This window comes from Coleofasciculus sp. C1-SOL-03, assembly GCF_040220555.1.
Lineage (GTDB): Bacteria > Cyanobacteriota > Cyanobacteriia > Cyanobacteriales > Coleofasciculaceae > Coleofasciculus.
On record NZ_JAVJUO010000218.1, the window covers coordinates 25,393 to 40,278 of the forward strand.

The following is a 14,886-nucleotide window of genomic DNA, read 5'->3' on the forward strand; positions in this document are numbered from 1 at the left end:
TTGTAGGGGCGGGTTTAGCCATTTAATTTTGATACTCACCGATAACCTCTCAACAAAACCCGCCCTTCGTCATCCTCTAGGGAAGTTTATACCCTGAGATAGAAACCATACAGCCAAAAGTTGAAGATAATAGAGCATCAATATCTCATCTCATGAATTCATCCCCAAAAGCCAACTTAAGCAATAGAAGGTAAAATTATGAAAATCATTGCTTTCAATGTTGAATCCTGGGAACAGGATATCTTTCAAAAACTGAGTCCCTTCCATCAAGTTGAATGTGTGGAGCAGTCACTAACTACAGACAACGCTAGCCACTATGCAGATGCCGATATTATTTCCACGTTTATCTACTCAGATTTAAGTACAGATGTTTTAAAACAATTCAACAATCTGCAAATGATCGCCACGCGATCAACAGGCTTTGACCACATTGATACTGACTATTGCCAAGACCATGGCATAAAAGTCTGCAACGTACCCACCTACGGTGAGAATACTGTCGCTGAACATGTTTTTGCACTGCTATTAGCCCTTAGCCATAATTTAATTGAGGCGACTGATCGCACTCGCAAAGGTGATTTTTCCCAGGTCGGGCTTCAAGGCTTCGACTTGCGAGGTAAAACCTTAGGTGTAATTGGTACAGGAAATATTGGACAATGCGTGATTGAAATTGCCAAGGGGTTTCGCATGGAGGTTGTGGCATTTGATGTGAAGCCAAAAGAAGAATTGGCGTCGCGGCTGGGGTTTCGGTATGCTGAGATGAAAGACGTCTTATCTGCTGCCGATATTGTCACCTTACATGTTCCCGCCAATCCGAAAACTCATCATCTCATTTCTACTGAACAATTTGACGCGATGAAAGATGGTGTTATTTTAATTAATACCTCTCGTGGACCTATAGTTGATATCAATGCCCTATTGCAGGCGTTGGCTGAGGGAAAAGTGGCTGCGGCTGGTTTGGATGTACTACCCGAAGAACCTGTAATGCGTGAGGAAGCCGAACTCTTGCGATCGGTTTATCGCAAACAGCACGATTTAGAAACCTTACTGGCGGATCATGTTTTACTGCGTTTACGGAATGTGATTGTTACTCCTCACAGTGCTTTTAATACCAGGGAAGCTGTTCAGCGGATTATAGATACAACAGTTGAAAATATTGACACATTTGCCGAAGGCAATCCTCAAAACGTTGTCGCGTAATGGATGGTGTTTACAGGGCGGACAGCTCATTGCAAATGTTTATTGAGAACTGAACTTTGTAGAAAGACATGAAGGGACGTGATTTTAATCCGTCCCTAAGTATTGTGGTATTGTTTTAGGATTCTTGATCGTTTGTGTCACCAAGCCAGCGACATTAATGATGATAAAATTGGCAGATTAGCACTAAAACTCTTACAGGATTAAGCTTGATGTTTATTTTTATTCAGATGTACTACTACAGATAGCCGAAGCGAGAGTGATTATCATTTTCAGGGTTTTTCCAGTTATTATTTGGCTGGAATTACCATCACTCATTGTACTACAAAACACACTTCAAGTTGAAATACAAAATGTGAGTTTAAACCTTTAGATAGATAAGCTGGGAAATTAAAATCGAATATCATTAGCAAAATTGCTTTGGCAATCAAACGGATAATCGAGTGGGACACTTCGGATATCCAACATGGCTTTATTGGACACCGATTTTCCCATTGCCAAAACCATGGATGCCCAGACGAAATGGGTATGAAAAGAGGAGTATAGTACAAACCAATTAATTATGACAGTTACCGCATCTGATGTATTGATTGAAACCCTGCAAAGTTGGGGCGTTGACGTCATTTTTGGCATGCCAGGTGATGGCATTAATGGCATCATGGAAGCCCTACGCAAACGCCAAGACCAAATCCGCTTTATTCAGGTACGCCATGAAGAAAGCGCCGCGTTTATGGCTTGTGCCTATGCAAAATATACGGGCAAGTTAGGCGTTTGCCTTGCCACATCGGGTCCTGGAGGTCTACATTTGCTCAATGGTCTTTATGACGCCAAGATGGATGGTCAACCTGTGCTGGCGATTACAGGTCACCATTACCATGATCTGATTAACACCCATTCCCAGCAAGATGTAGACCTGGACAAGGTGTTCATGGATGTGGCGATTTATAATACGCGGGTGATGGGTTCTGCCCATGTTGAAGGTATCACCAATCTCGCCTGTCGTGCGGCTCTCCAGCATCATGGTGTGGCACATATCACATTTCCCATTGACTTTCAATCCCAAAGTGCGCCGGAAAAAAGTTCACGCCGTAATGTTCTCCATCACTCTTCCGAAGTCTACGCCCGCAGTGCGGGACTCCCGGCAGAAGAGGATTTACAACGGGCTGCCGATATTCTCAACAGGGGTCAGAAGGTGGCAATTTTAGCCGGTCGCGGTGCGTTAGGGTCAAAGGATGAATTGGAACAACTGGCTGAGACGCTAGGCGCACCGATTGTGAAAGCCTTATTAGGGAAAACCGTGGTTCCTGATCGCAACCCCTATACTACAGGTGGATTGGGTTTGATTGGCACCCTACCCTCCCAGGAAGTGATGGAAGAGTGCGATACCCTGCTGATGGTAGGAACGACATTTCCCTATATGGAGTTTCTGCCTAAACCCGGTCAAGCGCGGGCAGTTCAGATCGATCTCGAACCCATGCATATTGGCTTGCGCTACCCGGTGGAAGTGGGTTTGGTGAGTGACTCGCGTCGCACGATTAGCGCCCTGCTACCCATGCTAGACCGTAAGGAAGACCGGAGTTTCCTAGAGAAGGCGCAGGAGAAAACCCAAAAATGGTGGGAGTTAATGGAAGAACGGGGGACTCGCCAAGATCAGCCGATGAAACCGCAAGTCGTCGCTTGGGAGTTGGGTAAACAGTTATCGGATACGGCGATTATTTCCGCCGATTCGGGTACAATTACCACTTGGTCAGCCCGTTACATTCCCGTCAAGCAGGGGCAAATGTTCTCCGTATCCGGAACCATGGCATCCATGGCTTGTGGTTTAACATACGCGATCGCCGCCCAAATTGCCTATCCTGACCGTCAGTGTGTGGCGTTTGTGGGCGATGGTGGCTTTTCCATGTTGATGCCAGAGTTTGCCACCTGTGTCAAGTATCAGCTCCCGATCAAAATTATTATCATTAAGAATAATACATTGGGTCAGATTAAATGGGAGCAAATGGTTTTCCTAGGGAATCCCGAATATGGCTGTGAATTGCAACCGATTGATTATGCTGCCTTTGCCCGGGCGTGTGGTGGAGTTGGCTTCACCATTGATGATCCCGCCCAATGTGGCGATATTTTAGAGGAAGCATTAAATACACCGGGTCCGGTGATTGTGGAAGCGATCGTTGATCCGTATGAACCGCCGTTTCCGGGCAAAATCAGCCTGGATCAAGCAAGTAAGTTGGCTGAATCCCTTGCCCGAGGAGAACCTAATCGCGAGAAGATTGCGCTGACCGTTTTGTCGGATAAGGTAAGAGAACTTCTCTAGTTTGTCTTATGTCATTTGTTATTTGTCCAAAAATTCTCACACTGGATCAGGGCGGGTTGTGTTGAGAGGTTATATAGCGTTTACATTTGAGATGTAAAACTAATGGGAAGCGACTGAATCTATTGAGGTTGACGATGCCCAGTTAGGGCGGCTTCGTGTACGAAGGTGGAAAGACCTACATTTTTCTGGTAGTGCTTCTTGTGTGATGGAATTAATTGTCTTAGTCTAAACTCTAGTGCGTAACGATTCCTTAATTAGTTTTTGATTGGTAGATTTGGCGATATTTATCAACTACAGAGGCAATGGCTTTGACTCGTCGCAATTGATCTTTGTAAACACAGTCCCATTCAGTTATGGGTAGGTTTTCTCTGGCGCAGATGCCTAAGAGTCCTGTGGCTTTGTTGGAACCTGTCTCTAAATCCAACTCGTTATTGACATTGAGGTAAAAGGATGCTGTTCTTGCCCAGGCGAGGGCATCAATTCCCTTTAAGCCGCCTTTTTTGGCGATGGCGAGGGCATGGGGAAAGTGGCGAGAATGGATAGGCGTTGCCTGATTATATAAATCAGCGACATTGAGTAAAGCCTCTAAATCCCGTTGTGGGTCGATACCCGCTGCATTCAAATCAACTAGATGAGTGGGGAGTCGCGATCGCGATCGCTCTAAACACAGTTGTTCGGCTAAGGCAATATCTCCACCACTGCGTCCTTGATCACTACAGGGTCCATAATTTGTGACCACATCTCCCCAGGATAAGTTACCCGGATCAGTATGTCCAAAGTAGAACCGAGTTTGCTGGACGTAAAGTTCGCCATTTTCAATAAACAGGCGATAATTTCCCTCCGCTACCCCAATAGCCACCATCCCTAAAGAGGTTGGTGCCGCAAACAGAGGCTGATAGGTGCTGAGGCTTTGTTTGAGATCGAATGGACGCGAGAGAACCGGAAGAGATTTCTGGGATACTTCAGAGGCGGGAGGGGATTTTGGCAAGGTTAGCAAGGGTAACGGTTGCGGGGGTAAGGTTACAGCTTGAGTCTTACCCGGTGCGATCGCGGCTTCTGAGTTCAGGTGACGAGTATTGGGTTCCAAGAAGACGGTTCGCCCTAATATACCAAAGAATAAGGCAGAGCCAGCAGCGGTTCCTACTAATCCTAGCCCTGCGACGCGAGATAACCAGACCCAATCAAACATGGATAAGCAAGTAAGGGATGAATGACCATTCGACTCCACATTCTAGCGTTTCGTTCCGTCGTGATGGGGAGCAGGGGAAGCTGGGGGAGCAGAGGGAGCAGGGAGAACAGAAGTAACCAAGGACAAATGACATAAGATAAATGACGAAGAATACAATCTGTAACCATTTAGACAGTTATCGTTGGTTAATCCTATGCTTTTGATAAATAAATACTGATGATTGAGCCGAGAATTTTCTGTCTAAAGCACTATTCGCCAATACCGCTCACCATATATCATTGATGGGTTAAGTTTTATATAGCGGTTTTGAGCCAACGGTCTAGGATTAGGTTCAAAGCTTTTTTGAAACACGTCTACTCATGCAAACAGGAGAAAATCTACTGATGCAGCAGCTTACAGTCAGTCAAGAGCTAGATTTCAACAGTGAAACATACAAGGACGCCTATAGCCGCATCAACGCGATCGTGATCGAAGGGGAACAAGAAGCTTATGATAATTACATCCAACTGGCTGAACTGCTACCCGACCAAAAGGATGAGCTAACCAGCCTAGCGAAGATGGAAAACCGCCATAAGAAGGGGTTTCAAGCCTGTGGTCGAAACTTGAGTGTCACAGCGGATATGGAGTTTGCCAAGGAGTATTTCAGCGATTTACACCAAAACTTCCAAACCGCCGCCGCCTCAGGTAATATCGTCACCTGCTTGCTGATTCAATCGCTGATTATTGAATGTTTCGCGATCGCTGCGTACAACATTTACATTCCCGTCGCTGATCCCTTTGCCCGAAAAATCACCGAAGGTGTGGTCAAAGACGAGTACACCCACCTGAATTTTGGCGAAGAATGGCTCAAGGAGAACTTTGAAGCCTCGAAAACCGAACTCGAACAAGCTAATAAGCAAAACTTGCCCCTGGTTTGGCGGATGCTCAACCAAGTTGAGAAGGATGCTCATATCCTGGGAATGGAAAAAGATGCCCTCGTCGAAGACTTCATGATCGCCTACGGTGAAGCCCTCAGCAATATCGGCTTTACCACCCGTGACATCATGCGGATGTCCGCCTACGGATTGACAGCCGCCTAGCTCAACCTAGTAATCGTCGAATGTAGAGACGTAGCATGCTACGTCTCTACACCTCAGTCAGGGCGGGTTTAGTCACATCCGGGTGAGGCAAGAAACGATAGTAGTGAAACCCGCCCCTACAAACATCACGCGCTATGCCCTCAAGCAAAGCGAAGGGTCAAAACTTAAACCATCACCCCCATCTTCCCTATCTTCCTGATAATATTTTTAAATGTCCTTAACAAATTCTTACCCTAATTTCCCATTTTCCCCTGATTAACAGCCTTACCAGCGAGCAGTAAATGTTTGGTCTTATCGGTCACCTCACCAGTTTGCAACACGCCCAAGCCGTCGCCAGAGATCTAGGCTACCCAGAATATGCTGACCAAGGGTTAGATTTTTGGTGCAGCGCCCCTCCCCAAATCGTGGACACCATTAAGGTGACTAGCCTAACCGGGGAGACGATAGAAGGACGCTATGTAGAATCATGCTTTTTGCCAGAAATGCTAGCCACGCGCCGGATCAAAGCCGCGATCCGTAAAGTTCTCAATGCGATGGCTCATGCCCAGAAAAATGGAATTGAAATTACCGCATTAGGTGGCTTTTCGTCAATTATTTTTGAAGAATTCCACTTGTATGAGAAAAGCCAGGTTCGCAATATCAAGCTAGAGTTTGAGCGCTTTACCACAGGCAACACCCACACGGCATATATCCTCTGCGCCCAAGTCGAACAAGGAGCGAAAAAGCTAGGGATTGACCTGTCAAAATCTACCGTGGCAGTTTGTGGGGCAACCGGCGATATTGGGAGTGCCGTTTGTCGTTGGCTCAATACCCGCACCGATGTTGCCGAGATTCTCTTAACCGCCCGTAACCAGGAACGATTGCAAGCCTTACAAGATCAATTAGGGCGCGGCAAAATTATGGGATTGGAGGAGGCGCTACCCCAAGCGGATGTTATTGTCTGGGTGGCGAGCATGTCCAAGGGCATTGACATTGATCCGTCGGTGTTAAAGAAGCCCTGTCTGCTGATTGATGGGGGGTATCCCAAGAATTTAGCCACTAAGTTACAACATCCCGACATTTATGTTCTCAATGGAGGCATTGTTGAGCATTCGTTGGATATCGACTGGAAAATTATGCAAATCGTGGAAATGAAAGATCCAGGGCGTCAGCTATTTGCCTGCTTCGCCGAGTCGATGCTCTTAGAATTTGAAAAATGGTATACCAACTTTTCTTGGGGACGGAATCAGATTACGGTAGAAAAGATGGAAAAAATTGGACAGGTGTCAATTAAACATGGATTTAGACCTCTGCTGAACGTTTAAGGGATAAAACGACTGACCCATGACCACTGCAAACCGGATTTTTCTGCTGGACTTTGAGAAGCCCCTTTATGAATTAGAGACCCGAATTAACCAAATTCGCGAACTCGCCCAGGAAAACAATGTTGATGTATCTGACCAAATTCGTCAGTTAGAAGCACGGGCGGTACAACTACGTCAAGAAATTTTTAGTAGTTTATCGCCAGCCCAACGGCTTCAGTTAGCCCGTCATCCTCGACGTCCGAGTACGCTGGATTATATTCAGGCGATTAGTGATGAATGGATGGAGTTACACGGCGATCGCAGTGGCTATGATGATCCGGCATTAGTTGCTGGAATTGGGCGTTTAGGGGGGCGTCCAGTGGTGATGTTAGGGCATCAGAAGGGGCGGGATACCAAAGATAATGTGGCGCGGAACTTTGGTATGGCGTCGCCCGGTGGCTACCGTAAGGCGATGCGGCTGATGGATCATGGGAATCGCTTTGGTATGCCGATTTTAACCTTTATTGATACGCCAGGGGCTTGGGCAGGTGTTGATGCGGAAAAATTAGGTCAAGGGGAAGCGATCGCCTATAATCTGCGGGAAATGTTTCGCCTGGATGTGCCGATTATCTGTACGGTGATTGGTGAAGGCGGATCGGGGGGTGCTTTGGGGATTGGCGTAGGCGATCGCATTCTCATGCTCGAACAAGCGGTTTATACGGTGGCTACTCCCGAAGCCTGTGCCGCGATTCTCTGGAAAGATGCGGCAAAAGCCCCCCAAGCCGCCGCAGCGCTACGGATAACGGCTTGGGATCTCAAAGATTTAGGCATTTTGGATCAATTAGTGCCAGAACCCTTAGGCAGCGCTCATTCTGACCCCTTAACCGCCGCCGCCACCCTTAAAGCTGCCCTCCTGCAAAACCTGGAAGACTTGTCTCGGCTGAGTCCCAAGGAACGTCGGGAGTTACGCTATCAGAAGTTTCGCCATATTGGTGTTTTTACTGAGCTACATGCCTGAAGACGGTTTGAGCGTTACAATAACTAAGGGGAATTTGGCATCCAACTTAAGCAAGAAGGATAAGGGCTGAATTATCCTTCCTATCTTGAGCCTTTTGTCAATGGAACCCAGATAGTCGTATAATCAGATTTGTAACAATTCTTCACAACCTAGCGTCAGGACGTTAATCCATCGACAAGTCAACCCTAGTTTGATCCAAGTCTCAACCTAGCCATTCGGGATTAACCGTCAAACTTTATTGTTTAGTGTCTGTGAGACCAAGAAACTCGGAGAACGTTTGTTGTGTTCGATATTGTCTATCGGCGGCTGTCGTTGAATCAATTACTCAGATTACAACCATTAGCCGCTTACTATAGCGGTTGGCGATCGCATGAGGTATACCATTGTCTTCCCTAGTCTCCCTTCCATCGGGGATAAATGTAGGTCAAACAGAGGAAAACTGGTGTATCCAGGGTTTTTTAGTGAGAATGTAGCCGCCAGAAATGATTCGCTGTCACTTAATTCAAATGTTTGTCGGCGGACTCTTTCTTCCCGTTAGATCCTTATGAGTTAACTAAGGAACCCTTACCGCATCCAAGTTGGAAAATTTTATGACATCTTCCGTTAAAAAACGTGCCTTGATTACTGGCGCAAGTAGTGGTATTGGCAAAGCGACAGCGTTAGCCTTTGCCAAAGCCGGAATGGATCTGGCATTAGTCAGCCGTTCCCAGGAAAAATTAGAGGCAGTAGCCACCGCCGCCCGAGAAGCTGGAGTCAATGCTCAATCCTATCACCTGGATCTGAGTCAACTCGATCAGGTCAAAACCAAGATCGCAGCGATCGCGGCTGAATTTGCCTCCCTGGATATTTTGGTCAACAATGCGGGTATGGGCTATACCGGGACGTTGACGGAAACTCCCTTAGCGGACTGGCAGCAGGTTATGGATCTCAATCTTACCAGCGTATGGCAATGCATTCTTGGTGTTTTACCCACCATGCGTCAGCAGCAACACGGCACAATTATTAACGTGGCATCCATTGCGGGTCAGCAACCGTTTCCCGGTTGGGGTGCCTACAACGTCAGCAAAGCTGGGTTGATTGCCCTATCCAAAACCCTAGCGGCTGAAGAACGCGCCCATGGTATCCGGGTGGTGACTGTATGTCCGGGGGCAGTGAATACACCAATCTGGGATACAGACACCGTAAAAGCCGACCTGAATCGGTCAGCCATGTTAACTCCTGAAATCGTTGCCCAATCTATTCTACACACCGCTTTAATGCCCCAAGCGGCTGTGATCGACTCCCTAACGCTGATGCCCAGTGCCGGAACGCTCTAGAACGACACCATCCAGCTCTCCCATCCATCTTTGTCAAGATTATCAATACTACCCAATTATGACTATTGCGTCCTCCAATGGTTTGAATCGCTCTGACTCTATGACACCTGTAACTCGTAATACCTCCACCACTCAAGTTGAACCCCGCCCCGATCGCAATACCCAGAATGGTCAACAACCCCAGCTGCGGCTTCCTGGAGAAGCCTCAACCGAAGACATGATGGATGCGGTGCGGACGCTACTTTTAGGCGTTGGCGAAGATCCCGAACGCGAGGGATTACTGAAAACCCCAAAACGAGTCGCGGAAGCCATGCGCTTCTTGACTGGCGGCTACAATCAGTCCCTGGAAGAATTAGTGAATGGGGCGATTTTTGATGAAGGTCACAACGAAATGGTGTTAGTACGGGATATTAATTTCTTTAGCCTGTGTGAACACCACATGCTGCCATTTATGGGACGGGCGCATGTTGCTTATATTCCCAACCAGAAAGTTGTGGGACTGAGTAAGTTAGCGCGTGTTGTGGAAATGTATGCGCGGCGGCTACAAGTTCAGGAACGCCTAACCCGTCAGATCGCCGAAGCCATTCAAACTATTTTAGAACCCCAGGGAGTGGCTGTAGTCATGGAAGCCACTCACATGTGTATGGTGATGCGAGGGGTACAAAAACCCGGTTCCTGGACAGTAACCAGCGCTATGGTGGGTGTGTTCCAAGAGGAACAGAAAACTCGTGAGGAGTTTCTCAATTTAATTCGCCATCAACCGAGTTTTATGTAGTTCAGGGTGAATGGTTTAAAGTCCCCCTGATCCCCCTTGCATCCCCCCTTTTAGATCCCCCTCCCGTCCCCCTTCAAAAGGGGGAAGCCAGCGGATGCTTCGCTTCTGTTGCACGGGGGAGACCAGATGTTGCTTCGCTTTTGGTTCCATGGGGGAACCATAAATTATTCAAAGTCCCCCTTCAGATCCCCCTCCCGTCCCCCTTCAAAAGGGGGAAGCCAGAGGATGCTTCGCTTTTTTTGCATGGGGGATTTAGGGGGATCTAAACGTTGAACTAATAACCAACGACGTGCGCCCTTAATTGATTTGATTATCAGTCGCCGATGTCCACCTTAACGTCTCGCATGGAAGCGGTACAGTCACCTGTGATTCCCATTGTTGGGGAACTGATTCGCCGTCATCCGGGTACGATTTCCTTGGGACAGGGTGTCGTGTATTACCCTCCCCCACCAGAAGCGATCGCACGATTGCCGGAATTTCTGGCTGATCCTGATAACCACAAGTACAAGGCGGTTCAGGGAATTGCACCGTTACTATCTACTATTGCCGCCAAACTGCACACAGATAACCGGATTACCCTTAACCAACATAACTGTATCGTCGTCACCGCAGGCGCAAACATGGCGTTTATGAATGCGATTCTCGCCATTACCACTCCCGGAGACGAGATTATTATTCAGACGCCTTACTATTTCAACCACGAAATGGCAATTACCATGGCGAGTTGTCATCCGGTACTTGTGGCAACGGATGAGAATTATCAACTGCGTCCCCAGGCGATCGCGAAAGCCATCACGGAGAAAACCAAAGCCGTGGTGACAATTTCGCCGAATAATCCCACCGGGGCGGTTTATTCAAAAGCAGCATTACAGGCGGTAAATGAACTCTGTCGGGAACGAGGAATTTATCACATTAGTGATGAAGCGTATGAGTATTTTACCTATAACGGCGTCAAGCACGTTTCCCCGGCGGCGTTTCCCCAGAGTGATTCCCATACAATTTCCCTGTATTCCCTGTCGAAAACCTATGGCTTTGCCAGTTGGCGCATTGGTTACATGGTGATTCCCCAGCATCTGCTGGCGGCGGTCAAGAAAATTCAGGATACGATTCTGATTTGTCCTCCGGTTGTCTCCCAGTATGTCGCCTTAGCCGCCTTACAGATGGGATTGAGTTATACCCAACCCCACATTCAGGCGATCGCGACAGTGCGACAGTTGGTATTAGAGGCGTTGCAGCGATTGGATGGATTATGTGCGATCACCCCCGCCGATGGCGCGTTTTATTTCTGGCTTAAGGTGAATACCTCAATCAACCCAGTCGAGTTAGTCGAACGCTTGATTCGTGATCATCGCGTCGCCGTGTTACCGGGTACAACCTTTGGTATGGAAGAGGGCTGTTATTTGCGAATTGCTTATGGGGCGCTACAAAAAGAAACAGTCGCCGAGGGTATTGAACGCTTAGTGCAAGGATTACAAGCTATTTTGCACTAGAGTCTGATACACAATCTGTTTGGTAATCTCCTTTCTAGCTTGGGTACTTGTTCCTTTTGCCCTGTTACCTGTTAAGCAGTTCCCTGTTCCCTGAACCACCAATTAGGTATTTATTCCTCTTTTAGTCTCGAAAAAGATTTGCTAATGTTATTGAGGCTGTAAAGCAGACTAATTTAACACATTTTAACAAAATCCGATGAAACATTACTGTGAAGCTTGGTTAAACGAATGGTGCTACGAGAACGGCTGGACAGACTTATATGTTGAGCGCAATAACTATTGGGCGTTCCCACCGGGCGCTGTAATTCCAGAACCACTACCGATAGACGCCTTGAAATGGATTAAAGCGGAAAAAGGCTGGAGTGGCGAAGAAAAATGGTGGTCAATTGGGGCAATGTTGGTTACTGTTGTTGCCGCGATTTTGACCGTTTATTTCCAGTCGCCGATGCCTTTGGGTGTAGCCTTTGCCTTTGCTGCTGTCACAGTTGGGCTATTAGAGGTTGAACTTGAATAGATACATACCCAACCGCCAAACTCCTAAGCGGCTAAAGGTGCAACACCCATCTGGTCAATGATCGAGTGGAATAGGGAAATTTGCTCATTCAGTTCCAATAACGCGATCGTTCTCAACAATATTGTGGCTGAGGAAGAAAGCGGAGAAGCGATTGCCACTGGACTCACCTCACCTGTGGACATCCAATCAAATAGCTGAGTCCAAAACGCCAGTTTGGTTTTCAGCGTGAACAATCCGTACTGATGACTGATGGGGCTATCTGTCTCCTGTAATAAGTCCTGCATCGCCGCTAACTGTTCAGCAGCAGGCATTTGCTTGATCCGATGCAGTAACCCTTGGGTCAAAAATAGCCGTGCCGCACCCGCAGGTGTTGGCGCTAACGAACAGCCCAGGTTTTGGTACATTCCCCATAGCAGCCCTAACTGATCCTCAACAGATAGGCGCTGGAAGTCGTTAAACGCTTGGTTAGCGGCTGGCTTGAGTTCAAGAGTTGAGGTTAGTGGTTGGTTTGTAATCAGCATCATGAACGAAGTAGGGCAGCAATGAGTTAACAACTGTTCAAAGCAATTATTCTAATTGTAATAAAACTTAAACTGCAACTCTACGTCAATTGGGATTTAGCCCAGGTATTACGACTTGACAAACCCTCAGAAGACAGTATTCCAAGCGCTGTAGTAACGGCAGAGAGGCATGGAGAGGGCATATCCCAGGTAAAGATTTGAATTCCTGATTATTCCTATAGCCTAAGTTAAGACGGATGGTACTGACTCTTATAACCCAGTCCGCGCAGGCGGACTTTGTTTGTGTAGCAGCGATTTCAATCGCCTAGACGAACATCAAAGAATCCCCGACAGGTGGTTTATACTCCTTTAAAGCCCACCTCTGTATCCGCTTCCTTATCTGAATTCCCAGGTGGCAGCGTAACTGTTTCAGCCATTTTGCGAAACACGCCAATCTGATTGAGGACAATACCGCCAATAATCACCGCCCCACCGATATATTGCGCCATCGTAGGCGCTTCCCCCAGAATAAAATAAGCCGCTAAAATTCCGGCAATGGGGCTAAAGGAACTGGCTAAGGAAACATCCGCTGCACCCGTTGTCTTTAACCCCCGAAACCAACAGAGTTGACCCCCGACAACAATCACCATGCCGTAAATCAACATCCATCGCCAGAGAAAGGGCGAAAACACATCCATAAAATGATTGGGTTCAAACAGCATCAAGACAACGACAAAGAACACTAAGGTTGCCATTGCCATGCGATAGATGCTGAAAATAGCCAAGGGAATCTGGCGTAGCTTCACCTTACAGTATAAGCGATGGTGAAAGCCCCCGCACTTCAGTCGGGGGATGAAACCGAGCAAGTCGTAAAGATAGCGGGATTTATCCCGCAATAACTTCCTCAAGTGATATAATGCAATTATAAACAAGGAGGTGATATTTTTGTACGGTTGTCAGCAATTACTATTAAATCCAGATCAAGAGCTAGCCGCCGTTCTAGAGTTTGTTTGCACCGAAGCGAATAACTTAATGAACTGTGGTATTTATTATGCTCGTCAAGTTTGGTTTAAGTGTCGGCGGATTATCGGTAAATATGACTTAGAAAAGGAGTACAAAAACAACAAACACTTCCAAGCCCTCTACTCTCAAGCAGCTCAACAAGCGCTAAGAACAGTTAGCGAATCTTTCAAATCGTTTGATGGGTTAATGAAGGCGTTCAGAAAAGGAAAAATAGCGGACAATCCTAGACTGCCTAAGTATTTAAAGAAAGGCGGTCTTTCTGTTGTTAGTTATCCTAAGCAAGCTTTGAAGATTAAAGATGGTCAAATCAGAATACCGCTAGGAACGCTAGTCAAGACATGGTTCAAGATAGCAGATTTCTTTATTCATAAGCCATCTAACCTCAACTTCAAAGACATTAAAGAGCTGAGAATCCTTCCCCGCAACGGTTGCTTCTATGCTGAGTTTGTCTACCTCCTGCCTTCTGTAACAGCAGATGTAGACTCCTCACGGGTACTAGGAATCGACCCCGGACTCGACAACTGGATGACCTGCGTTTCTAATGTAGAAACCAGTTTTATTGTTGATGGACGTAAACTAAAGAGTCTTAATCAGCTCTACAACAAACGGGTTGCAACCATTAAGTTGGGGAAAGCTCAAGGATTTTGGAATGAAGAATTAGCCTCTCTCACAGAAAGGCGCAATAGGCAAGCAAGAGACGCGGTTAACCAAGCCGCTCGTGTCGTTGTTAACCATTGTCTCCAACATCGAATTGGAACAGTTGTTTTCGGTTGGAATCGACACAATAAAGATGGGATTGAGCTAGGAAAAAAGATCAACCAAGAGTTTGTTCAAATTCCTACCGCTCGTCTCAAAAATAGGATTGAGCAACTGTGCGAACAATATGGAATTAAGTTCGTAGAAACTGAAGAAAGTTATACCTCTAAAGCTAGTTTTATCGACAACGATCCTCTACCTGTATTCGGCTCCAAGCCGGAAGGGTGGATGCCGAGCGGGAAGCGAGTAAAACGAGGAATGTACCGCACCAAAAACGGAGAATTTGTCAACGCCGATGCTAACGGGGCTGCTAATATCCTCCGCAAAGTAGAGATACAGCTAGGTCTTGATCTAGCCAAGGTCAGTAGGGCGTTTTTGACTGCGCCATCCAGGGTTTTCCTCTGGAACTCTAAGAAGATGAAACGGAGGGAC

13 protein-coding genes are annotated in these 14,886 nt (G+C 46.9%); 10 read left to right on the forward strand and 3 right to left on the reverse strand.

Going from position 1 to position 14,886, the window contains the following annotated elements; translation table 11 throughout:
* Nucleotides 1-198 precede the first annotated feature (198 nt).
* Nucleotides 199-1,200: a hydroxyacid dehydrogenase gene (locus RIE73_RS33310; RefSeq protein WP_446405244.1), complete on the forward strand. Its 1,002-nt coding sequence runs from the start codon at nt 199-201 to the stop codon at nt 1,198-1,200.
* Between the two features lie 559 nt (nt 1,201-1,759).
* Nucleotides 1,760-3,511 (forward strand): thiamine pyrophosphate-dependent enzyme, encoded by a 1,752-nt coding sequence (locus RIE73_RS33315; RefSeq protein WP_446405245.1) that lies wholly within the window; start codon nt 1,760-1,762, stop codon nt 3,509-3,511.
* 250 nt (nt 3,512-3,761) lie between these two features.
* Here RIE73_RS33315 and RIE73_RS33320 read toward each other — a convergent pair whose 3' ends face one another.
* Entirely contained in the window at nt 3,762-4,700 is a 939-nt protein-coding gene (locus tag RIE73_RS33320; protein WP_446405246.1) for a hypothetical protein, read from the reverse strand.
* A gap of 383 nt (nt 4,701-5,083) precedes the next feature.
* On the opposite strand from RIE73_RS33320, the gene RIE73_RS33325 reads away from it, so the two are divergent.
* The 7 genes from RIE73_RS33325 to RIE73_RS33355 all read left to right on the forward strand — a co-directional run bounded on the left by RIE73_RS33325 (nt 5,084) and on the right by RIE73_RS33355 (nt 12,175).
* The gene (locus RIE73_RS33325; RefSeq protein WP_446405256.1) at nt 5,084-5,779 is read left to right on the forward strand and encodes an aldehyde oxygenase (deformylating); all 696 of its coding nucleotides are present in this window, start codon (nt 5,084-5,086) and stop codon (nt 5,777-5,779) included.
* Nucleotides 5,780-6,060: 281 nt separating this feature from the next.
* Nucleotides 6,061-7,083: a long-chain acyl-[acyl-carrier-protein] reductase gene (locus tag RIE73_RS33330; RefSeq protein WP_446405247.1), complete on the forward strand. Its 1,023-nt coding sequence runs from the start codon at nt 6,061-6,063 to the stop codon at nt 7,081-7,083.
* 19 nt (nt 7,084-7,102) lie between these two features.
* A complete protein-coding gene (gene accA / locus RIE73_RS33335) occupies nt 7,103-8,080 on the forward strand; it encodes an acetyl-CoA carboxylase carboxyl transferase subunit alpha (protein ID WP_446405248.1) in 978 nt (325 codons plus the stop codon).
* Between the two features lie 590 nt (nt 8,081-8,670).
* On the forward strand, nt 8,671-9,396 hold the full coding sequence (locus tag RIE73_RS33340; RefSeq protein ID WP_446405249.1) for an SDR family oxidoreductase: 726 nt from the start codon (nt 8,671-8,673) through the stop codon (nt 9,394-9,396).
* 58 nt (nt 9,397-9,454) lie between these two features.
* A complete protein-coding gene (gene folE / locus RIE73_RS33345) occupies nt 9,455-10,171 on the forward strand; it encodes a GTP cyclohydrolase I FolE (RefSeq protein ID WP_446405250.1) in 717 nt (238 codons plus the stop codon).
* Between the two features lie 323 nt (nt 10,172-10,494).
* On the forward strand, nt 10,495-11,661 hold the full coding sequence (locus RIE73_RS33350; RefSeq protein ID WP_446405251.1) for a pyridoxal phosphate-dependent aminotransferase: 1,167 nt from the start codon (nt 10,495-10,497) through the stop codon (nt 11,659-11,661).
* A 196-nt stretch (nt 11,662-11,857) separates the two neighbouring features.
* The gene (locus RIE73_RS33355; protein WP_446405252.1) at nt 11,858-12,175 is read left to right on the forward strand and encodes a slr1957 family protein; all 318 of its coding nucleotides are present in this window, start codon (nt 11,858-11,860) and stop codon (nt 12,173-12,175) included.
* Between the two features lie 23 nt (nt 12,176-12,198).
* Here the strand turns inward: RIE73_RS33355 and RIE73_RS33360 are convergent, their stop codons facing one another.
* Both RIE73_RS33360 and RIE73_RS33365 read right to left on the reverse strand, forming a co-directional pair.
* The gene (locus RIE73_RS33360; protein ID WP_446405253.1) at nt 12,199-12,699 is read right to left on the reverse strand and encodes an orange carotenoid protein N-terminal domain-containing protein; all 501 of its coding nucleotides are present in this window, start codon (nt 12,697-12,699) and stop codon (nt 12,199-12,201) included.
* A gap of 335 nt (nt 12,700-13,034) precedes the next feature.
* Nucleotides 13,035-13,571 carry a DMT family transporter gene (locus tag RIE73_RS33365; RefSeq protein WP_446405254.1) on the reverse strand — a complete coding sequence of 179 codons (537 nt, stop codon included), beginning with the start codon at nt 13,569-13,571 and terminating at the stop codon, nt 13,035-13,037.
* A 49-nt stretch (nt 13,572-13,620) separates the two neighbouring features.
* On the opposite strand from RIE73_RS33365, the gene RIE73_RS33370 reads away from it, so the two are divergent.
* A partial coding sequence (locus RIE73_RS33370) for an RNA-guided endonuclease InsQ/TnpB family protein (protein WP_446405255.1) occupies nt 13,621-14,886 on the forward strand: 1,266 nt, incomplete at its 3' end.